The organism is Allobosea sp. TND4EK4, from assembly GCF_900156025.1.
GTDB lineage: Bacteria > Pseudomonadota > Alphaproteobacteria > Rhizobiales > Beijerinckiaceae > Allobosea.
This window is the reverse complement of sequence record NZ_FTMO01000006.1, coordinates 121,813-146,842: the sequence shown is the minus strand read 5'-3', so window position 1 is coordinate 146,842 and position 25,030 is coordinate 121,813. Positions and strand designations below refer to the sequence as shown.

The window sequence follows — 25,030 nt, the reverse complement described above, 5'->3', positions numbered from 1 at the left end:
GCAAGGCCATCGACCCGCTCCCGCCGGCAACCGGCAAGCCCGGGCGATCGTTCCCCTTGCAACCAACGCTAGACCCAGTTTCGCGGAGGTTCATTCCGAACTTGCCCGCCCGGTTGCGATTGGGCAGAAAATCCTTTGGCAAATTCCTCGATCGGCGGAATAATTCTTCGATGACCCGCAAGGCCCCGAACGGCTCCGCCCTCGATCCGATCGACCGCAAGATTCTGGCGGCGTTGCGCGAGGATGGGCGGCTGACGACGCAGGCCTTGGCCGAGAAGGTGGGCCTTTCGCCCTCGCCCTGCTGGACGCGGGTGAAGCGGCTGGAGGAATCGGGCGCGATCGAGAGATATGTCGCGCTGCTCGATCACAAGGCGCTCGGCTACGCCAACATCGTCTTCGTCGAGATCACGCTCGACAAGCATGACGACAAGGTGCTCGACCAGTGCGGCGAGGCGCTGGTGCGCGCGCCGGAGGTGATCGAGGCCTATCTCGTGACCGGCGAATACGACTATCTCGCCAAGGTCGCGGTCAGCGGCACCGACCATTACGAGCGCTTCCTGCGCGAGACGCTCTACAGGCTTCCGGGCGTGAGGCAGACGCGCACGACCTTCGGCCTGCGGGCGCTGAAGCGCTCGATCTCGGTCGATCCGCTGAAGGCGCCCATTTAACCCGCCGGTCATTCCAGGCGACCGGAGGGAGACCCGGGACCCATTCCGGAACGCCGGCGATCGAGGTTCAGGAATGGATCCCGGATCGGCGCCGCGTCGCGGCTTGTCCGGGATGACGGCGCGAAGGCCGGCGAGAGCGAGCCTACGCCGGCATCAGCATCTCACGCACCAGCGGCACGACCTCTTCGCCATAAAGCCGGATGCAGTCCATCATCCGCTCATGCGCCAAAGGCCCGGCGCTGTATTTGAGCTGGAAGCGCGAGAGCCCCAGCCCCTTGGCCGTCGCCGCGATCTTGCGCGCCACCGTCTCGGGCGAGCCGAGATAGAGCGAGCCGCGCGCGACCTCGCGCTCGAACTCGTCGCGGCCCATCGGCGGCCAGCCGCGCTCGGCGCCGATGCGGTCGCGATTGGCCTTGAAAGCCGGAAAGAACTCCTCCTTCGCCTGCTCGTCGCTCGCCGCGACATAGCCCGGCGAATGCACGCCGACCGGCTTCGGCGGCCGGCCGAGCTGTTCGAAGGTGCGCTGGTAGAGATCGACATAGGGTTTGAAGCGCAGCGGGTCGCCGCCGATGATGGCGAGCATCATCGGCAGGTCGTAATGCGCCGCGCGCACCACCGACTCCGGGCTGCCGCCGACGCCGATCCAGGTGGTGAGCCGGCCGTTCTCGACCGGCGGATAGACGAGCTGGTCGCGCAAGGGCGGGCGCAGCGAACCCTGCCAGGTCAGCGGCTTCTGCGGCAGCAGCGCGGTGAAGAGGTCCAGCTTCTCCTCGAACAGCGCCTCGTATTGCCGCAGGTCGAAGCCGAAGAGCGGGAAGGACTCGGTGAAGGAGCCGCGGCCGAGGATGACTTCGGCACGGCCGTTCGAGACCGCATCGACGGTCGAGAAGCGGTGGAAGACGCGGATCGGGTCGTCGGAGCTGAGTACCGTCACCGCCGAGCCCAGACGGATGCGGCTGGTGCGCGCGGCAATGGCCGCCAGCACGACATCGGGCGCCGAGACGGCGAAATCCTCGCGGTGATGCTCGCCGACGCCGATGAAGTCGATGCCGACCCGGTCGGCCAGAACGCCCTGCTCGACGAGATCGCGGATCGCCTGCGCATGCGGCAGCGCCTTGCCGTCCGCGCCGTGGGTGACGTCGCCGAAGGTGTCGAGACCGAAGGTCAGTTCCTGTGCCATGCCCTGTCCATCCTGCACGACCGGAAGGGCGGCCGCGCCTTCGGGCTCAGATGGCCTGCCGCTTGCGCCGGCGCAATGGCGCGGGCTCGGCACGGGTGCAAGCGGCGGCTTGAAGCCGTGCAACGGCGCCGCTTGCCACAGGCGGCTCCGCCGGGAATGCTGCGGGCCCGACAGCGCGACGCATCATGATCATCCGACAGCTCATCTATCTCGACGCCCTGGCGCGGGAGAAACATTTCCGCCGCGCGGCCGAGGCCTGCCATGTTTCGCAGCCGACACTGTCGGCCGCGATCGTGCAGCTGGAGGAAGAACTCGGCGTGATGATCGTTGAGCGCGGGCGCCGCTTCCAGGGCCTGACCAAGGAAGGCGAGGTGGTGCTTGCCCATGCGCGGCGTATCCTCGCCGAGGCCGACCAGATGAAGTCCTCGATCGCGGAGCTGCGCGAGGGGCTGTCCGGCCGCATCCGGCTGGGAGCCATTCCCACCGCCCTGCCGATGATCGCCCATATCACCGCGCCGTTCTCGGCGCGGTATCCGACGGTCTCGCTGACCGTGCTGTCGCTGACCTCGCAGGAGATCCAGCAGGGCATCGATAATTTCGAGCTGGATGTCGGGCTGACCTATCTCGACAACGAGCCGCTCGACCGGGTGATCTCGAAGCCGATCTATCAGGAATCCTATGTGCTGCTGAGCCGGGAGGACGGGCCGCTCGGCACGCGCGACACCATCTCCTGGGCGGAAGCGGCCGAGCACAAGCTCTGCCTTTTGACCGGCGACATGCAGAACCGGCGGATCATCGACGGGATCTTCCGGTCCGTGGGAGCATCGCCGCGCCCGGTCATCGAGACCAACTCGATCTTCAATCTGGTGTCCCATGCCGGGATCGAGGGCATCGCCAGCATCGTCTCGCTGCAATTGCTGGAGTTCTTCGGCGTGCCGCTCGGCACCCGCGCGCTCCAGCTCGTGGAACCGGAGGCGCAGCGCACCATCGGGCTCATCGTCGCCGACCGGCAGCCGATCGCGCCGCTGGCGCGCAACCTGCTGATGATGACCAAGCCGGTCACGGATGCCGGCCTGCCGCGCCGGCCCATTATCCGATAGTTGCGATCTATCGTAGGCACTGATCCAAGCCATATTGCAGTGCACAATAGATGATGCAGCGCAACTTTCGGCAGTCAAACCTCTCTGCCGCGGCGCAGAATGAGCCTCCAGCGCCTTTTTGATAGACTGTACCTATCGTTCGGTCGGAACAAACGATTTGAAATGATTCCAGGAAGGCGCACCCTCTGCCGAAGCAGTGCCCGGCGAACCGGGCCGATGGAGGAAGCATGGCGGCCTACCCAGCCTGGGATCCCGAAAGCGCCCGCGCCATTGTCGCGCGTCTCGCCCATCTCGAAGGGGCGACGCTGCCGATCCTGCATGCGCTGCAGGAGGAGTTCGGCCATGTCGATCCGCAGGCGGTCCCGCTGATCGCGGAGGCGCTGAACCTGTCGCGCGCCGAGGTCCACGGCACGCTGACCTTCTACCACGACTTCAAGACCGCGCCGCAGCCGGCGCGCATCGTCAAGCTCTGCCGGGCCGAGGCCTGCCAGGCCCTGGGCTGCGAGGCGATCGTCGAGACGCTGGCGCGCGAGCACGGCATCGCGGTCGACGATCACCATCGGGCCGATGCGCTCGTCGAGACCATCTACTGCCTCGGCAATTGCGCGCTCGGCCCCTCGGCTCTGGTCGATGGGGAGCTGCTCGGCCGGGTCGATGCCGACCGCATCGCCGCGCTCTGCCGAGGCCAGACGCAATGAGGGAGGACGCAGTGATGGCGCCGAGCACCCCGATGCGCGTCTACGTGCCGATCGACGCCGCCGCCCTCTCCGTCGGGGCCGAAGCGGTGGCCCAGGCCGTGGCGCGCGAGGCTCAGGCGCGCGGCCTGACCGTCGAGATCATCCGCAACGGCACGCGCGGCATGCTCTGGCTCGAGCCGCTGGTCGAGGTCGAGACACCCGAGGGCCGCATTGCCTATGGGCCGGTCGCGGCCAAGGATGTCCCCGGGATGTTCGATGCCGGCCTGTTCGTCGGCGGCGTCCATCCGCTGCGCCTCGGCAAGACCGAGGAGCTCGACTGGATGAAGCGTCAGCAGCGACTGACCTTCGCCCGCGTCGGCGTCACGGATCCGCTCTCGATCGCCGATTATCGCGCGCATGGCGGGCTCAAGGGCCTGGAGAAGGCGCTGGCGCTGACCGGCCACGACATCGTGCAGGTGGTCAAGGCCTCGGGGCTGCGCGGGCGCGGCGGCGCCGGCTTCCCGACCGGGATCAAATGGCAGACGGTGCATGATGCACGGGCGGAGCAGAAATACATCGTCTGCAACGCCGACGAGGGCGACAGCGGCACCTTCGCCGACCGCATGCTGTTCGAGGGAGACCCCTATCTCACCATCGAGGGCATGGCGATCGCCGCCGTCGCTGTCGGGGCGACGCGCGGCTACATCTATCTGCGCTCGGAATATCCGCACGCCTTCCGCACGATGCAGCGTGCCATCGAGAAGGCCGAAGCCGCGGGGCTGATCGGCGCCTCGGTGATGGGCTCGAACCACGCCTTCCATCTCGAGGTCCGGCTCGGCGCCGGCGCCTATATCTGCGGCGAGGAGACCTCGCTGCTGGAAAGCCTCGAAGGCAAGCGCGGCGTGGTCCGGGCGAAGCCGCCGCTGCCGGCGCTGCAGGGCCTGTTCGGCAAACCGACTGTCGTCAACAACGTGCTCTCCTTTGCGGCCGTACCCTGGATCCTGGCTCATGGCGCGCAGGCCTATGCCGATTACGGCCTGGGCCGCTCGCGCGGCACGCTGCCGGTGCAGCTCGGCGGCAACGTCAAGCGCGGCGGGCTGATCGAGCTCGCCTTCGGCATCTCGCTGCGCGCGATCATCGAGGAGATGGGCGGCGGCACGCTGTCGGGCCGGCCGATCCGCGCCGTGCAGGTCGGCGGGCCGCTCGGCGCCTATCTCACCGCCGCGCAGCTCGACGTGCCGATGGACTACGAGGCGCTGGCGGCGATGAAGGCGATGCTCGGCCATGGCGGCATCGTGGTTTTCGACGAAACGGTCGACATGGCGAAGCAGGCGCGCTTCGCCTTCGCCTTCTGCGCCAAGGAAAGCTGCGGCAAGTGCACGCCCTGCCGCATCGGCGCGACGCGCGGCGTCGAGGTGATGGACCGCATCATCGCCGGCACCGACGTGCCGAAGAACATCGCGGTGCTGCGCGACCTCTCCAAGCTGATGACCGACGCCTCGCTCTGCGCCCTGGGCGGGCTGACGCCGATGCCGGTGATGAGCGCGATCACCCATTTCCCCGAGGATTTCGACCGTCCTCCCAGCCTACGGCAAGACATTCCCATGGCGGCCGAGTGAGGAGGACTGAGACCATGAGCCTGATCAAGGAAATCGACTACGGCACGCCGATCCGCATCGCCGACAAGACGGTGACGCTGAGCATCGACGGCCAAAGCGTCACGGTCCCGGCCGGCACTTCGGTGATGGCCGCCGCCATGAGCCTCGGCACCAAAATCCCCAAGCTCTGCGCCACGGATTCGCTCGAACCCTTCGGTTCCTGCCGGCTCTGCCTCGTCGAGATCGAGGGACGGCGCGGCACGCCCGCCTCCTGCACCACGCCGGCCGAAGAGGGCATGGTCGTGCGCACCCAGTCGGAGAACCTGTCGGGCCTGCGCAAGGGCGTGATGGAGCTCTACATCTCCGACCATCCGCTCGACTGCCTGACCTGCTCGGCCAATGGCGATTGCGAATTGCAGGACATGGCCGGCGCCGTGGGACTGCGCGAGGTCCGCTATGGCTATGAGGGTGAGAACCACGTCTTCGCCAGGGGCAGCGACGGGCTCGCCAACGAGAACTGGCTCGCGAAGGACACCTCCAACCCCTATTTCACCTACGATCCGTCGAAATGCATCGTCTGCAATCGCTGCGTGCGCGCTTGCGAAGAGGTGCAGGGCACCTTCGCGCTGACGATCACGGGGCGCGGCTTCGACTCGCGCGTCGCGGCGGGACCGACCGATTTCCTCGGCTCCGAATGCGTCTCCTGCGGCGCCTGCGTGCAGGCCTGCCCGACCGCGACGCTGATCGAGAACAAGGTGATCGAGCACGGCCAGCCCGAGCATTCCAAGGTCACGACCTGCGCCTATTGCGGCGTCGGCTGCTCGTTCAAGGCCGAGATGCAGGGCGACCGCGTCATCCGCATGGTGCCCTACAAGGACGGCAAGGCCAACGAGGGCCATAGCTGCGTCAAGGGGCGCTTCGCCTGGGGGTACGCGACCCACAAGGACCGCATCACCAAGCCGATGATCCGCGAAAAGATCACCGATCCCTGGCGGGAGGTGACCTGGCAGGAGGCGATCGACTATGCGGCGAGCGAGTTCAAGCGCATCCAGGCGCAGTACGGCCGGGAATCGGTCGGAGCCATCACCTCCTCGCGCTGCACCAACGAGGAGGTCTTCCTCGTCCAGAAGCTGGTGCGCGCCGCCTTCCGCAACAACAATGTCGACACCTGCGCCCGGGTCTGCCATTCGCCGACCGGGTACGGGCTGAAGACGACGCTCGGCACCTCGGCCGGCACGCAGGACTTCAAGTCGGTTGCCAAGGCCGACGTCATCCTCGTCATCGGCGCGAACCCGACCGACGGCCATCCGGTCTTCGCCTCGCGGATGAAGAAGCGCATCCGGCAGGGCGCGAAGCTGATCGTCGCCGACCCGCGCAAGATCGACATGGTGGAGTCGCCGCACATCAAGGCGGATCATCACCTGCCGCTGAAGCCCGGCACCAATGTCGCGCTGCTCAACGCGCTCGGCCATGTCGTCGTCACCGAGGGGCTGATCGACGAGGCCTATGTGCGCGAGCGCTGCGACCTCGGCGATTTCGAGCACTGGGCCCGCTTCGTCGCCCGCGAGGAGAACGCGCCCGAGGCGAGCGAGCAGTTCACCGGCGTGCCGGCGGCGGAGGTGCGCGCCGCGGCGCGGCTCTACGCCACCGGCGGCAATGCCGCGATCTATTACGGGCTCGGCGTCACCGAGCACAGCCAGGGCTCGACCACGGTGATGGCCATGGCGAACCTCGCCATGGCGACCGGCAATATCGGGCGCGAGGGGGTCGGCATCAATCCGCTGCGCGGGCAGAACAATGTCCAAGGCTCCTGCGACATGGGCTCCTTCCCGCATGAATTCTCGGGCTACCGCCATGTCGCGGACGATGCGACGCGGCAGGTCTTCGAGATGATGTGGGGCGTGCCGCTCGATCCCGAGCAGGGCTTGCGCATCCCCAACATGCTCGACGAGGCGGTCGAGGGCAGCTTCAAGGGGCTCTATGTGCAGGGCGAGGACATCGCCCAGTCCGACCCCAACACCAAGCACGTCACGGCGGGTCTGGCGGCGATGGAATGCGTCGTCATCCAGGACATCTTCCTGAACGAGACCGCGAAATACGCCCATGTCTTCCTGCCGGGCGCCTCCTTCCTGGAAAAGGACGGCACCTTCACCAATGCAGAGCGGCGCATCAACCGCGTGCGGCAGGTGATGGCGCCGCTTTCCGGCAAGGACGAGTGGCAGGTGACGATCGAGCTCGCCAGGGCGCTGGGCTATGAGATGGCCTATGGCCACCCGAGCGAGATCATGGACGAGATCGCCCGGCTCACCCCCTCCTTCGCCGGCGTCTCCTACGACAAGCTGGACAAGCTCGGCTCGGTGCAGTGGCCCTGCAACGACAAGGCGCCGACCGGCACGCCGCTGATGCATGTCGACCGCTTCGTGCGCGGCAAGGGCAGGTTCATGATCACCGAGTTCGTGCCGACCGAGGAACGGACGGGCCCGCGCTTCCCGCTGCTGCTCACGACCGGCCGCATCCTCTCGCAATACAATGTCGGCGCGCAGACGCGGCGCACCGAGAACAGCGCCTGGCATGACGAGGACGTGCTGGAGATCCACCCCTTGGATGCCGAAAGCCGCGGCATCCGCGACGGCGACCTCGTTGCGCTCGCCAGCCGCTCGGGCGACATCGCCCTGCGGGCCGAAATCTCGGAGCGCATGCAGCCGGGCGTGGTCTACACGACCTTCCACCACGCGCAGACCGGCGCCAACGTCATCACCACCGACTTCTCCGACTGGGCCACGAACTGCCCGGAATACAAGGTCACGGCCGTCGAGGTGCGCCGCACCAATGCCTGGTCGTCCTGGCAGGAGAAGAACTTCGAGGAAGACATCACCCTGCGGCGGATCGCGGAGCGCCTGCCCGATGCCGCGGAATGAGGCGCCCGCCCAGCCGCCGGCTTCGCTGGCGGTAACGGCCCGGCCGCTGCGCTTCGGCACCGCGGAGCCGGGCGCGCGCGGCATCGAGGTCGCGGTCGAGACGCCGATCAACATCGTCTACGGCACGATGCCCTATGCGGTGATGATGGCGAGCCCCTCGGATCTGGAAGACTTCGTCACCGGCTTCAGCCTGACCGAAGGCATCGTGCGGGGGGCCGACGAAATCCGCGGCATCAGCGTCGATCCGAAGGACGGGGGCATCGCCGTGACGGTCGAGCTCGCGCCCGGGCGCTTCCGCGAGCATCTGGCAAGGCGGCGCAACCTTTCGGGACGAACCTCCTGCGGGCTTTGCGGGGTCGAGACCATCGAGGAGCTGCCGCTCGCCGATGGGACGGCCCGCGGCGCAGATGCCGTCCCGGCCTCGGCGATCGAAACCGCCCTCGCGGAACTCGACCAACACCAGCCGCTCAACCAGTTGACCCGCGCCGTCCACGCCGCCGCCTGGTGCGACGCGCGCGGCCGGGTTGTCACCGTCCGCGAGGATGTCGGCCGCCACAACGCGCTCGACAAGCTGATCGGCGCCCGGCTTCGAGCCGGCGCCGATGCAAGCGACGGCTTCCTGCTCGTCACCAGCCGCGCCTCGTTCGAAATGGTCGAGAAGGCCGCCATCTTCGGCGCCGGCATGCTGGTCGCGATCTCGGCGCCGACCTCGCTCGCGATCGAGCGGGCGGCACATCTCGGCCTCACGCTGGCAGCGGTGGCGCGACGCGACGGCTTCATCGTCTTCACCGGGGCGCTGGCGCCCGAGCCGGAGGGCATCGCGCGATGACCGACACCGTGACGGCCCAGGATCCGGCGGCGCCTCAGGCCGGGCACAGCGTCCATGACGACAATCTGGCCAAGCTGCTGCGCATGGCCGGGCAGATCGCCGATTTCTTCAAGGCCTATCCGGAAGCGGAGGCGGTGCCCGCCATCGCCGACCACATCAACCAGTTCTGGACCGGGCGGATGCGGAACGATTTCCGCGCCGCCTATGCGGATCGCGCCGATGCTCTGCCGCCGCCGTTGCGGCAGGCGCTGCCGCTGATCCGGCCCGCCCGCACCAGCTGACGACATCGGCACGGCCCGCCGGCCGCGCCGCCTCACAGGGCCACGAGCCGGGAACAACCCGGCCTTTTCACAGACGGGTTTCGGGGAAAGGAAACTGGGGAATGAGCATCGCACAGGATATCGGAGCGGTCGGAGCCGCAACGGGGCTTCTCGATCGGGAACGGACCATCGCCAAGGCTGGGTTCAACCGCTGGCTGGTGCCGCCGGCCGCGCTCTGCATTCATCTCTGCATCGGCATGGCCTATGGCTTCTCGGTGTTCTGGCTGCCGCTGAGCCAGGCGATCGGCGTGACCAAGCCCGTCGCCTGCGCGGCGGATATCGGCCTGATCGGCTCGCTCTTCACCACCGCCTGCGACTGGAAGGTCGCCGATCTCGGCTGGATGTACACGCTGTTCTTCGTGCTGCTCGGCTCCTCCGCCGCGATCTGGGGCGGCTGGCTCGAGCGCGTCGGCCCGCGCAAGGCCGCCTTCGTCTCGACCCTGTGCTGGTGCGGCGGCCTGCTGATCTCCGCGCTCGGTGTCTACTGGCACCAGCTCTGGATGCTGTGGGTCGGTTCCGGCGTGATCGGCGGCATCGGCCTCGGGCTCGGCTACATCTCGCCGGTCTCGACGCTGGTGAAGTGGTTCCCGGACCGGCGCGGCATGGCGACCGGCATGGCGATCATGGGCTTCGGCGGCGGCGCCATGATCGGCTCGCCGCTGGCCGACCTGTTGATGAACACGTTCAAGACGGCGAACTCGGTCGGCGTCTGGCAGACCTTCGTCGCGATGGCGGCGATCTACTTCGTCTTCATGATGGCCGGCACCTTCGGCTACCGCGTGCCGCCGGCGAACTGGCGCCCGGAAGGCTGGACGCCGCCGGCGACGCAGAACGCGATGATCACCTCCGGCCATGTCCATCTTCAGAATGCGCACAAGACGCCGCAGTTCTGGCTGATCTGGGCGGTGCTCTGCCTCAACGTCTCGGCCGGTATCGGCGTGCTCGGCATGGCCTCGCCCATGTTGCAGGAGATCTTCGCCGGCTCGCTGATCGGCAAGCCCGAGATCGGCTTCGCCGCGCTCGACGCCGGGCAGAAGACGCAGATCGCGACCATCGCCGCCGCCTTCGTCGGACTGCTCTCGTTGTTCAACATCGCCGGGCGCTTCTTCTGGGCCTCGCTCTCGGACAAGCTCGGCCGCAAGCTGACCTATGCGACCTTCTTCGGCCTCGGCATCCTGCTTTACGGCCTGTCGCCCTGGGCGGCGCATGCCGGATCGCTGGCGCTCTTCGTCGCCTTCTTCTGCATCATCCTGTCGATGTATGGCGGCGGCTTCGCCACCGTGCCGGCCTATCTCGCCGACATGTTCGGGACGCAGTTCGTCGGCGCCATCCATGGCCGGCTTCTGACGGCCTGGTCGACCGCCGGCATCATCGGCCCCGTCGTGGTGAACTATATCCGCGAGGCGCAGATCAATGCCGGCGTGCCGCGCGCGCAGGTCTATGACCGCACCATGTACATCCTCGCCGGCATGCTGGTACTCGGCTTCCTCTGCAACCTGCTGGTCCGCCCGGTCGCGGCCAAATGGTTCATGAAGGACGCAGAGGTCGCCGCGCTGCAGGCCAAGTCGAGCAATGCCGCCGCAGGCACGCATTACGGCTCCTTCGGCATCGGCAAGGGCGGCTTCGACGGTACCGCGCTTCTTGCCTGGGCCGTGGTCGGCCTCCCGCTGGCCTGGGGCGTCTGGATCACCCTGACCAAGTCACTCGCCCTGTTCCGGTAAGAGACCGGCGCGAGCCATCGACAGCAGGGCCGGCATCGACGGATGCCGGCCCTGCCTTTGCGTCGCGGCGCCTCCGGACGGTGCGACATCGCGCTGCCCAGAACCCATGCTCCGCACGCGGAGCGGCCGCATCTCTCCCGCGGCGCCTTGCGCCATAAGCAGCCCGCCCCTCGCGCTCGCGCCATGGCGAGGCCTGCCCGCATCGGTCATTCTTCAGAGAAATCAGCCGTTTCCGAGGAGGCGGCCGAAGCAGGGACGAGGGACGGCCTTCGCTGCGGGAGACGGGGCGCGCGACAGGGCGCTCCACGCAGCACCGGCCGCCGCGGCAGCACCGCTGGGCAAAAGACATGACGCAAGAGATCATCCCCTTCCGCGCCGAGACCGATGACGGGGCGGTGCTGCAGGCCTATCGCGAGGGCCAGGGACCGGCGCTGCTGCTGATCACCGGGCTCGGCGGCACGGCCGGCTTCTGGAACGACATCGCCGGGACGCTGGGCCGCTCGTTCCAGACCCTCCGCTTCGACCAGCGCGGCCTCGTCGACAGCACGCGCGGGAGCGCGCCCTGCGACATCGACCGGCTGGCGCGGGACGCGCTGGCCGTGCTGGACGCCGCGGGCCTCGACCGGGCCGTCGTGCTCGGCCACTCGACCGGCGGCTGCATCGCCCAGGCGATGGCGAATCTGGCGCCGGAGCGCTTCGACGGGCTGATCCTCAGCGCCGCCTGGCTGAAAGCCTGCCGCTACATGACGGCGCTGTTCGGCTCGCGCCGGGCGATCCTCGATTGCAACCCGCAGGCCTATGCCGCGACCTCGCTGCTCAGCGCCTACCAGCCGCGCTGGATCGAGGCGCACTGGCATGTCTACGAGGCCGCGATCGCCGCCGCTCCGGTCAGCGAGGAGGCCCGCAGCGTGCTGCGCGAGCGGATCGACGCGCTGCTCGCCTTCGACGGGACCGCCGGCATCGCCGAGACGATGATGCCGGTGCTGGTGATGGGCGCGCGCGACGACATGGTCGTGCCGGTCTACCATCAGGAGGCGCTCGCGGCCGCCCTGCCCGGCTGCCGCCGCGCGATCATGGAGACCGGCGGGCATCTCTTCCCGAACTCGCGGCCCGACTTCTTCACCGCCAGCGTGGCGGAGTGGATCGGCGAGCTCTAGAACCGGGCGCGGCATCAGGCCCCATCCGCAACGAAACGGACGCGCGGTACACAAGAACGCTTCCAGAGAAGCGTCCGTCCCGCCGCCGCGAGTCCTGCCATGCGCCTTATCCCTCTTCGCCCGATTCTCGCCGTTTCGCTCCTGGCCGGCGCGCTGACCGCCGCCTCGGCCCAGGCGCAGGACCTCGAGGCCGGGCAGCGCTCCTTCAACAAGTGCCGCGCCTGCCACCAGATCGGCGAGGGCGCGCGCAATCTGGTCGGCCCGCAGCTCAACGGGCTGATCGGCCGGCATTCCGGCTCGGCCGAGGGCTATGCCTATTCGGCGGCCAACAAGAATTCCGGCCTCACCTGGGACGAGGCCACCTTCACCGACTACATCAAGGACCCGAAGGCCAAGATCCCCGGCACCAAGATGATCTTCGCCGGCATCAAGAACGAGAAGGAGATCGCCGACCTGATCGCCTTCCTCAAGCAATACGACAAGGACGGCAAGAAGCTCTGACGCAGCGCCAAAGCCGGCGCGAACACCTAGCGGAAACGGTCATGCCGATTCCGCAGGCCTGCCGCGCGCGGTAATTCCGCAGAACGCCTCTTCCATTTCGACAAAGCGATGCAATATTTATTCGTTCCGGCGCATGATGCGATTCGGAGCCGGACAGTGGTTCGGCCCTGCGAAGAGGAACTTTACGCGTCGATGAAGAAGGCCAAGCGCAAATCGGGGGAGAAGCGGTCGCAGATCGCCGCCATGCCGGTTCGCCGCGGTGCCGATGGCGCGACCGAGATCCTGCTCGTCACCTCCCGCACCACCCGCCGCTGGATCGTGCCCAAGGGCTGGCCGATGAAGGGGCTCGACGACGCCGACGCCGCGGCGCGCGAGGCCTTCGAGGAGGCCGGCGTGGTCGGGCGCATCAGCCGCGACCCGGCAGGCCATTACAGCTACTGGAAGCGCATGCGCGACCACTTCACGCTCTGCGAGGTGAAGCTCTTTCTGCTCGAGGTCGAGCAGCAGCTCCCCGATTTCCTCGAACAGGCCGAGCGCGAGCTGCGCTGGTTCCCGCTGGCCGACGCGGCCGACCTCGTCGACGAGCCGGAGCTGAGCACCGCGATCCGCCAGCTCGACACGCAGCTCTCGCTGGCGGCGTAAGCCCCTTCCACGCCTTCAGAGATCGTCGAACGGCGTGCGGCCATCCACGGCGATCATGCGCTCGCGGGCGATCCGGTCGGCCTCGGCCGGGCTCGCGCCGCCGGCCCGGGCGGTGAGCACCAGCCGGGCATATTGCTTGATCTCCTCGGGCATCGCCTCGAGGAAGGCGTTCAGGCAGAGCTTCGGCCGCTCGTTGCGGCAGCTCCGCAGCCGCCGGCAGCCTTGCGCGGACAGAAGGACCAGACCTGGAACGCGTCCACCAGCCGGCGATGCTGCCGCGCCCGCTGCGCGTCGTACTCGGCCTGCCACTGCGCCTGCTCCGGCGTCTGCCAGCTCTGCCGCGTCATGATCTGCTCCTTGCATCGCGCAGGCGGTGCGCCGGCCATGGCGGACCGGCCGCCCGCGCCGGTGGCGCGTTCGTCGGGGATGAGGGGCAGCGGAGCGCCGCGAGGCGCGAGTTGTAGAAGCCGCTTCCGTTGAGCCAGGATGCGGCGCGGAGGGATTGAGCCACCCTCCGCACGCCCCGTGGCGCTCCGCTTCCGGCGATTTTAAAGCCACGGGCCGCGCTTATAGGGCTAGCGTCGTGTCGGGTTGGTCGTCCGCCCGGCTGCGCCTGAGGCCGCTGGCATCGGGTCGCGGGAGGGGCTTGTCCCTCGCCGGCCCGAACCGGCCTCGTCGCAGCCTTGCTCGCGAAAACCCTTCGCGCCGCTCTCCGTCCAGCGAGCTCCTCGCACAGGGGCCGTAGTACCCCCAGGGCGGTGCCCCGCGACCTCCCGGGAGTGGATCGTGACTCCACCCGCAGGCGCCGACCGCGTCCCCACCAACGGCACACCTCCGGATGGCTGCCCCTCGGGGACGAGGTGGTGGGAGATTAGAGGCGCGGTGGGAGGCGGGGATAAGTTCTGGAGAGGCTGTGCCCCCTGTCATTCCGGGGCTCGCGCAGCGAGAACCCGGAACCCACGATCAGGCCCCACCCTCTCCCCTCACGCGGACGGGAGCCCAGTCGCCAACGCTCACCCGGTCGTGGGTTCCGGGTTCGGCCTGCCGGCCGCCCCGGAATGACAAGGGGGGGGCGACGCCCTACACCGCCCAGAATTCCCGCGCGCCCGGCGGCAGCTTGGCCAGCGCGTGCTCGAAGGCTTGCGGCTCGACATGCCGGCGCAGGGCGCAGGCGATTTCGGCGATGCCGGTTTGCGGCAGGAGGGTGTGGTCGTGGCGGTGGCCGATCGCCTCCCGCGTCAGCGCCGCGCGCTCTCCGAAGGGCTTTGGCGGCTGCGCCGTGTCCCAGCCCTGCAGGACCATCGCGCCGAGCAGCGGCGGCAGGGCGTGGTGTCCGGCGCCGCCGGTCTTTTGCGAGGCGGATTCACGCCTCGCGCCGGCGCGCGAGCCGATCCGGCTCGAGCGCCGGCGTCAGCCGCGCCCGGAAGGTGACGAGAACGGCCCGCACCGCCGCATAGGCCTGATGCGTGGTGCCGATCCCGAGCTCGTCCCGCGCATCGAGCAGGAACCGTTCGCGATCGCGCGAGGCGTGGATGAGAGCGGAGGGGACGGTCATGGCGCCCTTCTAGCGCGCCGCACGCACCCCTTCATGATCAGGCAGTCGCGGGCTCGGCACGAGGGCGACCATCATGGCGAGGCGGCGGAACCGCGCCGCCCTTTCCTTCTCCCGGATGGGAGAAGGTGGCGCGGAGCGCCGGGTTAGGGTGTGCTCTTGCCGCAGAAGGCAAAGCGGCGCCGTTGCGGCTCAATATGCAGCGGCGGTCTTTCATCCCTGCCCTTCTCCTATCCGGGAGAAGGGTTCCCCGCGCTCCGCCTTGCCGGGCTCGCCGGGAAAGAAAGCACTCGAGAATTCCTCAGACGCAACGACGCGTTAATCCTTGTCAACGCGCGCTTTCTGAAAAAATTCCTTTATATATTCGATCGAGAAAGATCTTTCCTTTGCAATTTCCGATGCATCATCTGCCCAATCCGTCCTAAGAAGGATCTCAAGAAAATCTAATTGCTTAGGTTGATCTGTTTTTAAGGTTCGCCATCTTACATAAAACAGAAATGATGGTTCAATTATATATAATATTTCCTCAGACGGCCGCCACTCAAGAAGATCAAAACCTCTTTTTTCTTGGAATTTCCGTAGAGCTCCAAAAGTTGAATTCATGGATGCGGCGGGCGGAATCTCAGACGGAATAACGATAAGCTTAGCCATCCTCTGATCAATCTCCTTTCTTCTTAGCGAAAATTTGATTGGATCAAGGGTGAAACATCCTAGGATTAGTTCATACGTCTTGTATTTCCGAGCCTTCTCTCTCGGCCCACTAATCAAGGTGCTATAATATGATTCAAATTGCGTATATTTTTGCCTTGCTACAGAATGTAGAGCGCCTTCTGCATCTCTTTTTGTAAGAGTTATTTTCTTCTTTTTGGCCTGCTCTACAGTCTCAACTCCGCGATCCACCATCATTTGCAAGCACGATTGCTGCACAATAATTGGAAGACCAACAGCCTCTTGAGATAAGGACGATTTCAACCCGGAACTTATCGAAACTCCTATATGATTAAATCCACTTGCGCATATTTTCTCCAAGTCATCATGCGACCACTGGAGTACATCAATTTGAGATATTCTTCCAATTAAATCTTTGTTACTATTGGCAATATCAACAGCTCTATGAGTTGTCCCAAGAACTAAAACGGAAACCTCGTTGTCGATGAATCTTTTCCATTGTTGGAAAAGAAGAATCTTCTCATCGTCATCAAGATAATGAAAATCCTCTATAATTAGCACATAATTTGTTCTCTGAAGAATTGGCACAAGCAAATCTGGCCCAGGATCAGAAAGTACTAGTTTCCTTATCTCTGAATCTGACGCTTCTTCTGCATAAGAACCTTTGAATCTAATTGTGGCATCAGCTAACCACTGCCATCCGAAGCGATGTTGAATTTCCGCCTCAACCGAAGTTCTCGTAGCGTTCAAAACAGTTTTTTGTTCAGCTCTTGAAAAATCAACTTCCTCGAGAGCCTTCTTCCATATTTCCGGGCATTTTAATGATTTATCACAGCGAACAACGAGAGGAATCTCCTTTCTACGGGACAGGACCTGACGATATAGCGTTGTCTTACCTGTCTTTGATGGGCCCGTCACCAGACATAGCTGCCCCCTTTCGTTAAGGGCCGAATGAAGGGCATGATCTAATTTTCCAGAATCTCTTTCAACGTACGTTATAGTTGGCTGCCCAACTGTTTTAAACACATCGGCGATTAGCATCGGGCAATCCTAGGCTAAGGGCACAGCAGCGTACGAAAAGCTGAAGTTGGCATTGGATATCTTCTATCCTGCGGTTTGCTTCTGCGACAAGGGCGGAAAAGCTTCCGCTCCTGTCCGTGTCACCGCCGCCCGCCCCGCCTCTCCCCGGCCCCCTTCGGCCGCTGCTCCGTCCTTGGCCCCATCTCGTCGAGCGTCGGCTTTCTCGGCAGCGCCCGCGACACCGGCTTGCCCTCGCCGCCGCCGAAATTATGCGGGCCCATATCGGCGTCCGTGGGCTTCCGGGCGCGGGTGGGCGGCAGGTTGGCCGCGTCGCCGTAATCCCGCGTCCCCTTGTACTTCCCGGCGCTGGCCTCGACGTCGCGCTGGGTGGCCATCGGGTCGTCGCTGATCGCGAGTTCGGTGGCCTGCAGGCGCTTGATCTCGTCGCGCAGGCGGGCGGCGGTCTCGAATTCGAGGTCGGCCGCGGCCTCGCGCATGCGCTTTTCGAGATCGGCCAGCGCCGCCTTGAAGTTGTGGCCGGCGGCCGGGGTGGCGAGGCCGGTGTCGACCGTGACGTGGTCGCGCTCGTAGACGGAACCGAGGATGTCGCCGATGGCGCGCTTGATCGTCTGCGGCGTGATGCCGTGCGCTTCGTTATAGGCGACCTGCTTCTCGCGGCGGCGGTTCGTCTCCGCCATCGCCCGCTCCATCGAGCCGGTGATGTGGTCGGCATAGAGCACGACCTTGCCGTCGACATTGCGCGCGGCGCGGCCGATGGTCTGGATCAGCGAGGTCTCGGAGCGCAGGAAGCCCTCCTTGTCGGCGTCGAGAATGGCGACGAAGCCGCATTCGGGAATGTCGAGCCCCTCGCGCAGCAGGTTGATGCCGACCAGCACGTCGAAGGCGCCGAGGCGCAGATCGCGCAGGATCTCGATGCGCTCGATGGTGTCGATGTCGGAGTGCATGTAGCGCACGCGCACGCCGTTCTCGTGGAGATACTCGGTCAGGTCCTCGGCCATGCGCTTGGTCAGCACGGTGACGAGCGTGCGATAGCCCTTGGCCGTGACCTCCTTGACCTCGTCGAGCAGATCCGCGACCTGGTGCTTGGCGGGGCGGATCTCGACCGGAGGGTCGATCAGCCCGGTCGGGCGGATGACCTGCTCGGTGAAGACGCCGCCGGTCTGCTCCATCTCCCAGCCGCCGGGCGTGGCCGAGACATGGATCGACTGGGGCCGCATCGCGTCCCACTCCTCGAAGCGCAGCGGCCGGTTGTCCATGCAGGAGGGCAGGCGGAAGCCGTATTCGGCCAAAGTCGCCTTGCGGCGGAAGTCGCCCTTGTACATGGCGCCGATCTGCGGAACCGTGACATGGCTCTCGTCGGTGAAGACCAGCGCGTTGTCGGGCAGGTATTCGAACAGGGTCGGCGGCGGCTCGCCCGGCTTGCGGCCGGTGAGATAGCGCGAATAGTTCTCGATGCCGTTGCAGGAGCCGGTGGCCTCGATCATCTCGATGTCGAAGGTGCAGCGCTGGTCGAGCCGCTGCGCCTCGAGGAAGCGGCCCATGCGGTTGAGCTCGTCGAGCCGGCCCTTCAGCTCCTGCTTGATCGACTTCACCGCCTGCGTCAGCGTCGGGCGCGGCGTGGTGTAGTGCGAATTGCCGTAGACCTTGACGAATTCGAGCTCGCCGGTCTTCTGCCCGGTGAGCGGGTCGAACTCGCTGATGCTCTCGACCTCGTCGCCGAACAGGCCGATGCGCCAGGCGCGGTCCTCATAGTGGGCCGGGAACAGCTCGATCACGTCGCCCCTCACCCGGAAGGTGCCGCGGGCGAAGTCGTGCTGGGTGCGCTTGTATTGCAGGGCGACCAGATCGGCGATGAGCTGGCGCTGCTCGATGCGCTCGCCGAGCTTCACCGAGAAGGTCATCGCCGTATAGGTCTCGACCGAGCCGATGCCGTAGATGCAGGAGACCGAGGCGACGATGATGACGTCGTCGCGCTCCAGCAGCGAGCGCGTCGCCGAATGGCGCATGCGGTCGATCTGCTCGTTGATCGAGGATTCCTTCTCGATATAGGTGTCCGAGCGCGGCACATAGGCCTCGGGCTGGTAGTAGTCGTAATAGGAGACGAAGTACTCGACCGCGTTGTCGGGGAAGAAGCTCTTGAACTCGCCATAGAGCTGCGCCGCCAGCGTCTTGTTCGGCGCCAGGATCAGCGCCGGGCGCTGGGTCTTCTCGATCACCTGCGCCATGGTGAAGGTCTTGCCCGAGCCGGTGACGCCGAGCAGCACCTGGTCGCGCTCCTGCCGGCTGATGCCGTCGACGAGATCGGCGATCGCGGTGGGCTGGTCGCCGGCGGGCTCGTAATCCGAGTTCATGCGGAAGCGGATGCCGCCTTCCGACTTCTCCGGCCGCGCCGGGCGATGCGGCGTCCAGGGCTTGCCCTGCTGGATGAAGGGGCTGCCGGTCTCCAGCAGCGCCTGCAGCGAGGTCGCGGTGGCGGCGGCCGCGCCCTCCGCGCCGACGAAGGCGGAATCGGCCTTCTTGGAGAGCTTGCGCTTGGGCCTCTCCTCGCCGCCGGGCCGCTCCGTGGCGTAGCTCGGCTTCGCCTCGTAGCCGGCCTGCGGCTTGTCGGAAAACCCGGAGGCGCCGCCCGGCACGGCATTGCCGCGGTTGATCGCGGGGTTCAGCAGATCGGCGAGATAGCCCTCGAGCGGCTTCAGCGCCGGCTTGCTCGCCTTGGAATTGGGCGTGCGGGCGCTGGCGGGCTTTTTGGCGGGTTTGGGCTTGGCGGGCGTGTCGGACATGGCGGCAATATGGGGCGACTCCGCCCCGCGCGCGAGGGGGCAAGGCGCATGGCCGGCGCACTGGTGACGGGAGATGGCAGGAGAGTCCTTCCCTGTCATTCCGGACAAGCCGCGCCAGCCGCGCCGATCCGGAATCCATGCCGGAGCGTGTGTCGGAGAGGTTCAGGCATGGAATCCGGGTCTCCGCTTCGCTACGCCCGGAATGACGGGGTGGGAGAGAGGGGAGAACAGTCCGGAAGCTGCCGTCATTCCGGACAAGCGGCGCAGCGGCGCCGATCCGGAATCCAGGCCGGGGCGCTTGCCGGGGAGGCTCAGGCATGGATTCCGGGTCTCCGCTTCGCTGCGCCCGGAATGACGGGGTGGGAGAGAGGGGAGAACAGTCCGGAAACTGCCGTCATTCCGGAAGCCGCGCAGCGGCGCCGATCCGGAGTCCAGGCCGGAACGCGTGCCGGAGAGGTTCAGGCATGGATTCCGGGTCTGCGCGGAGTTTATCCTTGGGCCGATCGCAGATCGGACCCGAGGGCTGCGCCCGGAATGACGGGGCATCCGGATCATTCAGTCCAGATGAACCGTCCCGTAAAGATCGTTCCAGTCCGGATTGCTCTTTTCGATCAGCGCGATCTTCCAGGCCCGGCGCCACCCCTTGATCCGTGTTTCCTGCTCGATCGCCTCGTCCGCACGATCATAGGCTTCGGCATAGACGAGCCGCGTGACGCCATAGCGCCTGGCGAAAGCCGAGCCATGCCCCTCACGATGCTCGGACACGCGTTGCGCGAGGCTGTTCGTCACCCCGACATAGAGCGTTCCATGCTTCTGGCTGGCCATGATGTAGACCCACATGCCAACGCCCCTCCCCAACGACACGCTCGCACTCAACCGTCATTCCGGACAAGCCGCGAAGCGGCGCCGATCCGGAATCCAGGCCGGGGCGCTTGCCGGAGAGGCTCAGGCATGGGTTCCGGGCACTGCGGAGTTTATCCTTGGGCCGATCGCAGATCGGACCCGAGGGCTGCGCCCGGAATGGCGGGCGGGGGGAGATCGACATGCGTCACTGCAGCCGCTCCAGCTCGGTATGGGATTTGAGGGCGTAGCCGCCATCCGGCTGGGTCACGAGATAGGCCGGCTTCGCCTCGGAGGCGTTGCGGCGCACGCGGGTGCCCTTGATCGTGCGGCTGACCGGCTTGGTGAAGACCTGCTCGACGCGCCCGCGGGCGCGGTGGGCGCCCCAGCGCCAGCTCACATCGGTTCCCGGCTTGAGGTGCTGGGTCATCATCGGCTCCGCTGGGTTGATGCGTTCTCAACGCGGCAGGGCGGGGCAGGTTCACCGATCCCGCTCGGCCAGCCAGGCCTCGATGCCGGAGGCGGCGGCCACGCCCGTGGCGAAGCAGCCCTGGAGCAGATAGCCGCCGGTCGGCGCCTCCCAGTCCAGCATCTCGCCGGCGGCGAAGACCCCCGGCAGGGCCTTCAGCATGAAGCGCGCGTCGAGCGCCTCGCGGGCGATGCCGCCGGCGGTCGAGATCGCGCGGGCGATCGGCATCGACCCGTCCAGCCGCAGCGGCACGGCCTTGATGCGCGCGGCCAGCGCGCCGGCCTCGTCCGGCGGCGTCCCGGCCTCGCGCAGCAGGGCGATGGCGGCCGGCGAAAGCCCCGCCGCCTTGCGCAGATGGTTGCTCAGCGTCTCGCCCTTGCGCCGCCGGGCGAGGCGCGCGGCCAGCGCCTCCTCCGTGAGGTCGGGCCGCAGATCGATGCGGATCTCGGCAAAGCCTTCGCGGGCGATGGTCTCGCGGATGGCGGCGGAGAGGGCGTAGATCGCGCCGCCCTCGATGCCCTCGGCGTCGATCATCGCCTCGCCGGTCGCGGCCTCGGAGCCGAGGCGGAGCGCGATGCGCTTCAGCGGCTGGCCGGCGAAGCGCTCCCGCAGCAGCGGCGACCAGCGGGTCAGGAAGCCGGCATTGGCGGGGCGCAGCGGCGTGATCGCGACGCCCTGCGCGGCCAGCAGCGGCACCCAGCCGCCATCGGAGCCGAGACGCGGCCAGCTCGCCCCGCCCAGCGCCAGCAGGACCGCGTCGGGCCGGATCGTTTCGGTTTCGCCGGTCGGCAGGCGGAAGGCCAGGGCGCCATCCGCGTCCCAGCCGGTCCAGAGCCGGCCGGAGGCGAGCGTCACGCCGAGGCCCTGCAGCCGCCCGAGCCAGGCGCGCAGCAGCGGCGAGGCCTTCATGGCGCGCGGGAAGACACGCCCGCTGCTGCCCACGAAGGTGTCCGCACCCAGCCCGTCCGCCCAGTCGCGCAGGGCCTGCGGCGGGAAAGCGCCCAGGGCCGGCTCCAGCCAGCCCTGAGCCTCGCGATAGCGCGGCAGGAAGGCGCCCAGCGGCTCGGCATGGGTGAGGTTCAGCCCGCCGCGTCCGGCCAGCAGGAATTTGCGCGCGGGCGAGGCCATGCGCTCATGCAGCGTCACGCGATGGCCGGCCTGCGCCAGCCGCTCGGCCGCGATCAATCCGGCCGGGCCGGCGCCGATGATGGCGATGTCGCGCCCGGGCATGTTCTCTGCAACTCCCTGCGAACCCGATCGGCGTCATCCTGAACGAAGCGAAGCGTCGACCCGGGATGACGGGTTGTTTCCGTCCGAGGCGTCAACGCTTTAGACTCATGCCACCTCTCCGGGAAGCCCCGCGACGCCGGCAAGCGGCGTCAGCCGCCCGCCTGCGGGGACGGGATCAGCACGGCCGGGGTCTCGCGCGCGCGGGCGGCGTCCTTGGTCTCGCGCAGGCGGCTCTCGCGCAGCTCGTTGGCGGTCTCGAGAATCGGGTAGGCGATCGAGACGACGTGGCCGTGGATGCGCTTGAGATCGCGGATGATGTCGAGATGGATGGCGCTGGTCTCGATCGATTCCGGCCTCCCCGAGCGCAGGCGCTGGAAATGGCTGTCGGCGGCGCGCCGCTCGGCCTCGCGCATCGCCGCCTTGTCGGCGAAGAGCTGGCGGGCGAGATCGAGGTCGCGCGTGGCAAAGACGTTGAGCGCCAGTGCCAGGGCCGCCGCGACGCGGTGGTGGAAGTCGCGGATCTCGCCCAGCCCTTCGGGGGAGAAGGAGTAGCGCTTGCGGATCTTCTTCTCGGCGAGCTCGCGCAGGTTCTTGTCGATGATGTCGCCGATATGCTCGAGATTGGTGATCAGGGTGATGATCTCGAACAGGCGCCGGCTCTCCTCCTCGGTCAGCTCGTTGCGCGAAACCTTCACCAGATAGAGCTTGATCGATTCATGGATGGTGTCGACGCCGTCATCGGCCGCGGCGATCGCGCGGGAAAGCTTGAGCTCGTCCTTCTCCAGCAGGGTCATGGTGTCGCGCAGCATGGCCTCGACCCTGTCGCCGAGGCGCAGCGATTCCCGCATCGCGCAGGCGAGCGCCTGCGTCGGCGCGTCGAGCGCGCTGGCGTCGAGATAGCGCGGCGCGACGGCCTGCGCCTTGGCCTCGCCGCCCGGCACCAGGCGCCCGACCAGGGCCATGATCGGCCTGACGAAGGGCAGGAAGACCAGCGCGCCGAGGACGTTCAGGAGGACATGGAACTCGATGGCGAGCCGCCCATCCGGGGAGGGCAGCGCCAGCAACCCCTGCGAAAGCGGGCCGACGAAGGGCAGGATGGCGAGCGCCAGCACGAGCCGGGTGGCGAAATTGGCGATGGCGGCGCGGCGCTGGGCGGCCGGCGCCCCGAGCTGGTCCAGCACCGGGATCAGCGCATTGCCGAGATTGGCGCCGATGACCAGCGTGAGCGCCGTCGCGGACGGAAACAGGCCGGAGGCAGCGAAGGTCGCGACCAGCAGGATGACCGCGATCGAGGAATGCACCATCCAGGTCGCGGCGACGGCGGCGAGAATGCCGAGCAGCGGCTCGGAGCCCATCGCGGCGAGGACGGTACGGAAGGTCTGCGACTGGGCGAGCGGGGCCGCGGCCGCGTTGAGCTCGATCAGCGCCAGCAGGATCAGGCCGATGCCGACAAGCACGCGGCCGATATTGCGCGGCCGCTCCATCGCCTCGCTGGACAGGTACATCGCGACGCCGACCGCGACGCAGAGCCCCCAGATCCAGCCTAGATCGAGCGAGATGACGAAGGCCGCGAGCGCGGTGCCGAGATTGGCGCCGAGCAGCACGGCGAGCGCCATCGCCGGCACGATCAGCGCCTGGCCGGCGAAGGAGGAGACGAGCAGCGTGGTCGCGGTCGAGCTCTGCAGCACCATCGTCACCGCGATGCCGCTGCCGAAGGCGGCGAAGCGGTTGCGGGTGAAGCTCTGCAGGGCCTGGCGGAGCTGGGAGCCGAAGGCGCGCATGGCGCCCGTCCGCACCAGCCGGACCGCCCAGATCAGCAGCGCGACGCCGCCGGCGAGGTGGATCAGGATGGTGGTGGCGCTTTCGCTCGCATTCATTCGGCGGGGTTCTTTCTCCGGCTCAGAGTCTGGGTTGGTCGGCGAAATCCGGGCTGAGAATGCCTCGCTTTGATTAGCCAACTCAACAGCAATAGACGCTCAATCGGCCGAGAATGAGGCAGCCATGCCGAATTTCTCGCCCGTGGAACAAATCTTCCATGAACGGCAGGCCCGTTCAGCCGGGCGGAATCAGCGTCACACCCGTGTCGGCGAAGGAAACCGAGACCGGCGTGCCCGGTTCCCACATCTGCCTTGCACCGTACCGGACCACGAAGAGCTCGCCGATGGCGGTGTCGACCATGATGTCGAGGTGGTTGCCGAGATAGGCGCATTTGGCGATGCGGCCGGAGAGCGAGCCGGGCGCGGGAGTCTGCGACAGCAGCAGCGCTTCCGGCCGGATCGCGACCTTGGCCGGGCCGGCGGAGAGGCTGCGGGCCGGCAGGGTCACGCTCGCCTCGCCGATCTCGACATGGGCGAGGCCCTCCAGCACGCTCTTCACGGTGACGGCGAGGATGTTGGCGTCGCCGATGAAATCGGCGACGAAGGCGTTGGCGGGCGCCTCGTAGAGATCGCGCGGCGCGCCCTCCTGGGCGATCCGGGCGTTCGACATCACGATGATGCGGTCGGAGACGGCCAGCGCCTCCTCCTGGTCGTGGGTGACATAGGCGACGGTCAGGTTGAGCTTCTGCTGCAGCTCGCGGATCTCCTCGCGGACGCGGCGGCGCAGCTTGGCGTCGAGATTGGAGAGCGGCTCGTCGAAGAGCAGCACCTGCGGCTCCAGCACCAGCGCGCGGGCGACGGCGACGCGCTGCTGCTGCCCGCCCGACAATTCGGAGGGGTAGCGGTTCTCGAAGCCCTTGAGGCCGACCAGCGCCAGCTTCTCCAGCGCCATCTGCTTCGCGACGTCCTTGCCGAGGCCCTTCACGGTCGGGCCATAGGCGGCGTTCTCCAGCACGCTCATATGCGGGAAGAGCGCGTAGGACTGGAACACCATCGAGACGTCGCGGTCGGCGGCGGAGAGCTTGGTGACATCCTTGCCGCCGATCAGGATCTGGCCCTCGCTGGCGATCTCGAGGCCCGCGATCATGCGCAGGGTCGTGGTCTTGCCGCAGCCGGACGGACCCAGCAGCGTGACGAGCTGTCCCGGCTCGATGGTGAAGCTGACGTTGTCGACCGCCGTCACGGCGCCGTAGCGCATCGAGACGTTGCGGAATTCGACGGAAGCGGGCCCGGTCTTCGTGCTCGGCTCAGGCATGATGCG

Annotated in this window: 23 protein-coding genes; 11 read left to right on the top strand and 12 right to left on the bottom strand. The window is 67.0% G+C overall.

The window, feature by feature from the left end; all coding sequences use genetic code 11:
- Window positions 1-170: 170 nt before the first annotated feature.
- Window positions 171-668 (top strand): Lrp/AsnC family transcriptional regulator, encoded by a 498-nt coding sequence (locus BW981_RS12985; RefSeq protein WP_076439769.1) that lies wholly within the window; start codon window positions 171-173, stop codon window positions 666-668.
- Between the two features lie 142 nt (window positions 669-810).
- Here BW981_RS12985 and BW981_RS12980 read toward each other — a convergent pair whose 3' ends face one another.
- A complete protein-coding gene (locus BW981_RS12980) occupies window positions 811-1,848 on the bottom strand; it encodes an LLM class flavin-dependent oxidoreductase (protein ID WP_076439766.1) in 1,038 nt (345 codons plus the stop codon).
- A 185-nt stretch (window positions 1,849-2,033) separates the two neighbouring features.
- Here BW981_RS12980 and BW981_RS12975 point away from each other — a divergent pair, with 185 nt between their 5' ends.
- The 10 genes from BW981_RS12975 (at window position 2,034) to BW981_RS12930 (ending at window position 13,311) form a co-directional block, all read left to right on the top strand.
- On the top strand, window positions 2,034-2,948 hold the full coding sequence (locus tag BW981_RS12975; RefSeq protein ID WP_175624122.1) for a LysR family transcriptional regulator: 915 nt from the start codon (window positions 2,034-2,036) through the stop codon (window positions 2,946-2,948).
- A 227-nt stretch (window positions 2,949-3,175) separates the two neighbouring features.
- Window positions 3,176-3,646, top strand: a complete 471-nt coding sequence (locus BW981_RS12970) for an NAD(P)H-dependent oxidoreductase subunit E (RefSeq protein ID WP_076439764.1) — start codon at window positions 3,176-3,178, stop codon at window positions 3,644-3,646.
- Window positions 3,647-3,660: 14 nt separating this feature from the next.
- Window positions 3,661-5,244, top strand: a complete 1,584-nt coding sequence (locus BW981_RS12965; protein ID WP_244560311.1) for a formate dehydrogenase beta subunit — start codon at window positions 3,661-3,663, stop codon at window positions 5,242-5,244.
- Between the two features lie 14 nt (window positions 5,245-5,258).
- Entirely contained in the window at window positions 5,259-8,141 is a 2,883-nt protein-coding gene (gene fdhF / locus BW981_RS12960; protein ID WP_076439761.1) for a formate dehydrogenase subunit alpha, read from the top strand.
- Entirely contained in the window at window positions 8,128-8,970 is an 843-nt protein-coding gene (gene fdhD / locus BW981_RS12955; protein ID WP_076439759.1) for a formate dehydrogenase accessory sulfurtransferase FdhD, read from the top strand. Before fdhF ends, fdhD begins: the two co-directional genes overlap by 14 nt.
- On the top strand, window positions 8,967-9,251 hold the full coding sequence (locus BW981_RS12950) for a formate dehydrogenase subunit delta (RefSeq protein WP_083712330.1): 285 nt from the start codon (window positions 8,967-8,969) through the stop codon (window positions 9,249-9,251). The genes fdhD and BW981_RS12950 overlap by 4 nt, the downstream gene beginning before the upstream one ends.
- A gap of 101 nt (window positions 9,252-9,352) precedes the next feature.
- Window positions 9,353-11,011 (top strand): OFA family MFS transporter, encoded by a 1,659-nt coding sequence (locus tag BW981_RS12945; RefSeq protein WP_076439757.1) that lies wholly within the window; start codon window positions 9,353-9,355, stop codon window positions 11,009-11,011.
- Between the two features lie 347 nt (window positions 11,012-11,358).
- Window positions 11,359-12,168 carry an alpha/beta fold hydrolase gene (locus tag BW981_RS12940; RefSeq protein ID WP_076439755.1) on the top strand — a complete coding sequence of 270 codons (810 nt, stop codon included), beginning with the start codon at window positions 11,359-11,361 and terminating at the stop codon, window positions 12,166-12,168.
- Window positions 12,169-12,267: 99 nt separating this feature from the next.
- On the top strand, window positions 12,268-12,669 hold the full coding sequence (locus BW981_RS12935; protein WP_076439753.1) for a c-type cytochrome: 402 nt from the start codon (window positions 12,268-12,270) through the stop codon (window positions 12,667-12,669).
- A gap of 192 nt (window positions 12,670-12,861) precedes the next feature.
- Window positions 12,862-13,311, top strand: a complete 450-nt coding sequence (locus BW981_RS12930; RefSeq protein ID WP_076439751.1) for an NUDIX hydrolase — start codon at window positions 12,862-12,864, stop codon at window positions 13,309-13,311.
- Window positions 13,312-13,326: 15 nt separating this feature from the next.
- Here BW981_RS12930 and BW981_RS23080 read toward each other — a convergent pair whose 3' ends face one another.
- The 11 genes from BW981_RS23080 to BW981_RS12885 form a co-directional block, all read right to left on the bottom strand.
- A complete protein-coding gene (locus BW981_RS23080; RefSeq protein ID WP_175624121.1) occupies window positions 13,327-13,464 on the bottom strand; it encodes a hypothetical protein in 138 nt (45 codons plus the stop codon).
- Between the two features lie 17 nt (window positions 13,465-13,481).
- The gene (locus BW981_RS23075) at window positions 13,482-13,658 is read right to left on the bottom strand and encodes a hypothetical protein (RefSeq protein WP_175624120.1); all 177 of its coding nucleotides are present in this window, start codon (window positions 13,656-13,658) and stop codon (window positions 13,482-13,484) included.
- 733 nt (window positions 13,659-14,391) lie between these two features.
- The gene (locus tag BW981_RS22315; RefSeq protein ID WP_348521406.1) at window positions 14,392-14,625 is read right to left on the bottom strand and encodes a DUF2267 domain-containing protein; all 234 of its coding nucleotides are present in this window, start codon (window positions 14,623-14,625) and stop codon (window positions 14,392-14,394) included.
- 49 nt (window positions 14,626-14,674) lie between these two features.
- On the bottom strand, window positions 14,675-14,866 hold the full coding sequence (locus tag BW981_RS22310; RefSeq protein WP_083712328.1) for a DUF2267 domain-containing protein: 192 nt from the start codon (window positions 14,864-14,866) through the stop codon (window positions 14,675-14,677).
- Between the two features lie 315 nt (window positions 14,867-15,181).
- Entirely contained in the window at window positions 15,182-16,573 is a 1,392-nt protein-coding gene (locus tag BW981_RS22610) for an ATP-binding protein (protein ID WP_076439747.1), read from the bottom strand.
- 119 nt (window positions 16,574-16,692) lie between these two features.
- The gene (gene uvrB, locus BW981_RS12910; RefSeq protein WP_076439745.1) at window positions 16,693-19,353 is read right to left on the bottom strand and encodes an excinuclease ABC subunit UvrB; all 2,661 of its coding nucleotides are present in this window, start codon (window positions 19,351-19,353) and stop codon (window positions 16,693-16,695) included.
- Between the two features lie 555 nt (window positions 19,354-19,908).
- Entirely contained in the window at window positions 19,909-20,193 is a 285-nt protein-coding gene (locus tag BW981_RS12905) for a GIY-YIG nuclease family protein (protein ID WP_076439743.1), read from the bottom strand.
- Window positions 20,194-20,401: 208 nt separating this feature from the next.
- Complete coding sequence (locus BW981_RS12900) at window positions 20,402-20,623, bottom strand: hypervirulence associated TUDOR domain-containing protein (protein ID WP_076439926.1); 222 nt, start codon at window positions 20,621-20,623, stop codon at window positions 20,402-20,404.
- 51 nt (window positions 20,624-20,674) lie between these two features.
- Window positions 20,675-21,892 (bottom strand): TIGR03862 family flavoprotein, encoded by a 1,218-nt coding sequence (locus BW981_RS12895; protein WP_076439741.1) that lies wholly within the window; start codon window positions 21,890-21,892, stop codon window positions 20,675-20,677.
- A gap of 149 nt (window positions 21,893-22,041) precedes the next feature.
- Window positions 22,042-23,769, bottom strand: a complete 1,728-nt coding sequence (locus BW981_RS12890; RefSeq protein WP_076439739.1) for a Na/Pi cotransporter family protein — start codon at window positions 23,767-23,769, stop codon at window positions 22,042-22,044.
- A 175-nt stretch (window positions 23,770-23,944) separates the two neighbouring features.
- A complete protein-coding gene (locus BW981_RS12885; protein ID WP_076439737.1) occupies window positions 23,945-25,024 on the bottom strand; it encodes an ABC transporter ATP-binding protein in 1,080 nt (359 codons plus the stop codon).
- Between the last annotated feature and the right edge of the window lie 6 nt (window positions 25,025-25,030).

Excerpts from the sequence above, each read along its gene's own strand:
- BW981_RS22610 (WP_076439747.1), bottom strand. The coding sequence starts at position 16,573 with ATGCTAATCGCCGATGTGTTTAAAACAGTTGGGCAGCCAACTATAACG.
- BW981_RS12975 (WP_175624122.1), top strand. The coding sequence starts at position 2,034 with ATGATCATCCGACAGCTCATCTATCTCGACGCCCTGGCGCGGGAGAAA.
- BW981_RS12890 (WP_076439739.1), bottom strand. The coding sequence starts at position 23,769 with ATGAATGCGAGCGAAAGCGCCACCACCATCCTGATCCACCTCGCCGGC.
- uvrB (WP_076439745.1), bottom strand. The coding sequence starts at position 19,353 with ATGTCCGACACGCCCGCCAAGCCCAAACCCGCCAAAAAGCCCGCCAGC.
- BW981_RS12965 (WP_244560311.1), top strand. The coding sequence starts at position 3,661 with ATGGCGCCGAGCACCCCGATGCGCGTCTACGTGCCGATCGACGCCGCC.
- BW981_RS12950 (WP_083712330.1), top strand. The coding sequence starts at position 8,967 with ATGACCGACACCGTGACGGCCCAGGATCCGGCGGCGCCTCAGGCCGGG.
- BW981_RS12885 (WP_076439737.1), bottom strand. The coding sequence starts at position 25,024 with ATGCCTGAGCCGAGCACGAAGACCGGGCCCGCTTCCGTCGAATTCCGC.
- BW981_RS12935 (WP_076439753.1), top strand. The coding sequence starts at position 12,268 with ATGCGCCTTATCCCTCTTCGCCCGATTCTCGCCGTTTCGCTCCTGGCC.
- BW981_RS12900 (WP_076439926.1), bottom strand. The coding sequence starts at position 20,623 with ATGACCCAGCACCTCAAGCCGGGAACCGATGTGAGCTGGCGCTGGGGC.
- BW981_RS12945 (WP_076439757.1), top strand. The coding sequence starts at position 9,353 with ATGAGCATCGCACAGGATATCGGAGCGGTCGGAGCCGCAACGGGGCTT.
- fdhF (WP_076439761.1), top strand. The coding sequence starts at position 5,259 with ATGAGCCTGATCAAGGAAATCGACTACGGCACGCCGATCCGCATCGCC.
- BW981_RS12895 (WP_076439741.1), bottom strand. The coding sequence starts at position 21,892 with ATGCCCGGGCGCGACATCGCCATCATCGGCGCCGGCCCGGCCGGATTG.
- BW981_RS23075 (WP_175624120.1), bottom strand. The coding sequence starts at position 13,658 with ATGACGCGGCAGAGCTGGCAGACGCCGGAGCAGGCGCAGTGGCAGGCC.
- BW981_RS23080 (WP_175624121.1), bottom strand. The coding sequence starts at position 13,464 with ATGCCCGAGGAGATCAAGCAATATGCCCGGCTGGTGCTCACCGCCCGG.
- BW981_RS12905 (WP_076439743.1), bottom strand. The coding sequence starts at position 20,193 with ATGTGGGTCTACATCATGGCCAGCCAGAAGCATGGAACGCTCTATGTC.
- BW981_RS12940 (WP_076439755.1), top strand. The coding sequence starts at position 11,359 with ATGACGCAAGAGATCATCCCCTTCCGCGCCGAGACCGATGACGGGGCG.
- BW981_RS22310 (WP_083712328.1), bottom strand. The coding sequence starts at position 14,866 with ATGACCGTCCCCTCCGCTCTCATCCACGCCTCGCGCGATCGCGAACGG.
- BW981_RS12985 (WP_076439769.1), top strand. The coding sequence starts at position 171 with ATGACCCGCAAGGCCCCGAACGGCTCCGCCCTCGATCCGATCGACCGC.
- BW981_RS12970 (WP_076439764.1), top strand. The coding sequence starts at position 3,176 with ATGGCGGCCTACCCAGCCTGGGATCCCGAAAGCGCCCGCGCCATTGTC.
- fdhD (WP_076439759.1), top strand. The coding sequence starts at position 8,128 with ATGCCGCGGAATGAGGCGCCCGCCCAGCCGCCGGCTTCGCTGGCGGTA.
- BW981_RS12980 (WP_076439766.1), bottom strand. The coding sequence starts at position 1,848 with ATGGCACAGGAACTGACCTTCGGTCTCGACACCTTCGGCGACGTCACC.
- BW981_RS12930 (WP_076439751.1), top strand. The coding sequence starts at position 12,862 with ATGAAGAAGGCCAAGCGCAAATCGGGGGAGAAGCGGTCGCAGATCGCC.